This is a genomic window from Mesorhizobium sp. WSM4829, from assembly GCF_055811475.1.
Map to the genome: position 1 here is coordinate 1 of NZ_JBVVQJ010000093.1, position 3,184 is coordinate 3,184.

At 59.3% G+C, this 3,184-nt stretch carries 1 pseudogene; it reads right to left on the minus strand.

Features of this window, described 5'->3' with window-relative positions:
* Positions 1-58: 58 nt before the first annotated feature.
* Positions 59-3,035: pseudogene (locus AC0L17_RS34220) on the minus strand (Tn3 family transposase).
* Positions 3,036-3,184 lie beyond the last annotated feature (149 nt).

The window sequence follows — 3,184 nt, forward strand, 5'->3', positions numbered from 1 at the left end:
AGGGGTCGGAACAAGATCTGCTTTCCCAGACACGCTAAGCCAGAACGGAGCATGAACATCAGGCGGCGCGAAGGCGGCGCGCTGGCAGCCTGAGCGATCGGAAGCCTTCGGGCATTTGATGCTCGGTATCCCAGGTGTAGATGCCTGTAAGGTTGATGTGTTCCCAACTGAGCGGCGATATGTGCTTCAGCAACATGTCGGGGACGGTTCTGCCCGCCTGTTTCAGATGCGCGACCGCGCGGTCGAGATAAACTGTATTCCAGTGCACGATTGCGCTGACGACGAGATTGAGGCCGGAGGCACGAAAGGCCTGACTTTCGAACGACCGATCGCGGATTTCGCCTCGCTCGTGGAAGAATACCGCTCGCTTGAGCTTGTGGGCGGCCTCGCCCTTGTTGAGACCGGCCTGACACCGCCGACGCAATGCTGGGCTCGAGTACCATTCGATCATGAACAGCGAGCGCTCGATGCGGCCCAGTTCCCGCAGAGCCCTTGCGAGTTGGCTTTCCTTCGGTGACGCCGACAACTTCTTCAGGATTGTAGACGGCACAACTGCTCGGGTGGAGATCGACGCTGCCAGGTGGAGCAGATCATCCCAATGGTCGAGGATCAGGGTGGTGTTGATCGGCGCGCCGATGTGGTTCGACAGCGCCGGATAGGTATCGCCCTTCTCGAATGTGTGGAACTTGCGATCTTTCAGATTGCGTAGCCGAGGCGCAAACCGTTTACCAATCAGGGCGAATAGGCCAAAGACGTGATCGCTCGCGCCGCCTGTGTCGGTGAAGTGCTCCTGTATGTCGAGGGCCGTGTCTTGATCGAAAAGGCCGTCGAGTACATAGGCCGCCTCGCTTTCGGTCGGACTAATGGGCAGGATGCTGAAGTAGCCGTACTGATCGGACAGATGGCTGTAGAACTTCGAACCCGGTTCGCTTCCGTAATGCAGGTTGATGTCGCCACGCTTTGCCGCTCTGTCGCTCGTGCGAAAGAACTGCCCGTCGGATGACGCGGTCGTTCCATCACCCCACAGACGGGAATGCGGGTGTCGGGTGTGCACGTCGGTAACGCATGCTTGTGCAGCACGGTATGTCTCTGAGCGAGCGTGGAATGTGCGCATCCAGCCGATCTGATGGGCGCTGATGCCCTTGGACGCGCTGGCCATACGCTTCGGGCCGAGGTTGGTCGCATCGGCCAATACTCCGGCCAGCATTGCGGATACGTTGCGGGGTGCATCTCCAGTTCGGACGTGGGTGAACTGGTCGGCGAACCCGGTCCATTCGTGCACTTCCCTCAAGAGGTCCGGTACCTCAACCAGCGGATAGAACTCGGAGATCTCGGCGTTCAATTCCTCGACGGCCACGGGAACATCGCCGGCGGTTGGTGTGACGATCAGCGTCCCGGCTTCGAGGCGAACGCCTTCAAGCTTTCGAACTCGTGCCCTATGGGCAAGGCGTTTGAGGTTGAAGTCCAGCAGTTGGCGAGCTTCAGCCAACCAGGCCGCTCCATCAGCTTGCACGCCAAGGCCAAGTCGGTCTTCTTCCTTCATCGCAGTGAAGGTTGGTCGGGGCATGAGGTGCTCATCGATCGGGCGGAACGAGCGGCTGCCGTCGACCCAGACATCGGCCGAACGAAGCCTGTCTCGCAAGGCGGCGAGTGTTGCAATTTCATAAAGACGGCGGTCTGGCTTTTCCCTGTCCGAAGATGAGTTTCCGATCGGCTTGGCTGAGGTGCGTGATCGGGGCGCGCTCCGGGAGTGTCCGGCGCCTCTCCGAGTAGAGGCGTCTCAGCACACCGACCGCCGCAAGAAGTGGATCGTGTCGGCGGGCCGAGCGGAACGTGAATGCCTGCAGGAACGCACCCGCATATTTGTGGACGGTCGCATACTGCTCGGCTGCTAAAGCCAGAGGTGAAGTCTCGTTGTCTTCGACCATAGCGGCCAGCTCGGGCTTCATCCGAAGCAGTCGTGTCCAGCCAATTTCGCGGTCGAGCGTCTCGATCGCATCGTCGCCATTGTCATTCGCCGCCTGGAGGGCGGATATCGTATCGAGGAACATTCGCAGTATCTTTGAAGTCTCCGGCCGCGCGTCCATGTGACGCTGTTTCTTGCGACTGTTGGCTTGTGAGAACAGCCGCCCAACCAGCTTGATGAACATCGTTACGGCATCGTCGGTGAGTTTCTGACCGAGTTTGATGACCTGCGCCATGATCGTCGCACGCCGGCGATTTGCGCCGAAATCTGTGGCGAGCCACGCAGGAGTGGCGTCACCTTCCCGAATGATCTGATCCCAGCGTCCAGATGAAATACGCGCCTGCAATTGAGGATCGATTTCGAGCGTATGCAGGAAGGCAATCCGTTCGGTCAGTCCAATTAGGTTCGAAGCACCGGGCGCGTCCGGCGCTGATCGCAGCCAATGGAATCGCGTTTGACCAATAGCTGGATCGACGTGGAGCAGAGCGTCGAGCGCTTCCAACTTCTCGGCGGCGATATCTTCGAGGAGTGTGATTTCTGCGCGTCGGCGTGCGATGGCGCGACCGGCCAATCCAATCGTCTCGATCGCCGCCTGAGAAGGGAGTAGTGCCCCGCGCTGCCGAAACGCAGATATCACCGCGGTGACGATCGGGTACCCCTTGTCCCCGGCAGCCGCTGCGTCGATAGCAGCCAGAAGTGCTGCACGCCGGTCGTTCTTGTTGGCTATGTGTAGGCTGAGATGTTCGGTCAGGAAGCGGCTGTGCTCGAAACGTGTCTGCACTCGACGCGCGTAGATGGCGTAATCCTGCGAGTCTACTCCGAGCTGGTCGGCCAAGTAGCGGATGACCGTCGCATGAGGCTGCTCGTCTTCTCCCAAGAGACGGCCAGTATGACGCATGACGCAAAGCTGGACGCCGAAGCCCAGTTTATTATGCGGGCGGCGACGCACCTCACATTCCAACCGGTCAATTGGATCGAGAGTGTAGTGCCGGAGCAGACTATCCTCGTCAGCCGGGAGGCCAAAAAGAACCTTTGCCTCTGCCGCATTGACTAGCCTTCTTCGGCCCATTCGTTCGCTCCTCGCTACGAAGGAGCCGAGCTTATGGTCGCTGCAAGATCGATCGCAATCGAGTTGGTAATCTTGTCCAGAGGACAAACAGATGTTCGTGCTTCGTTCGACCTTAGCGTGTCTGGGAAAGCAAATCTTGTTCCGACCCC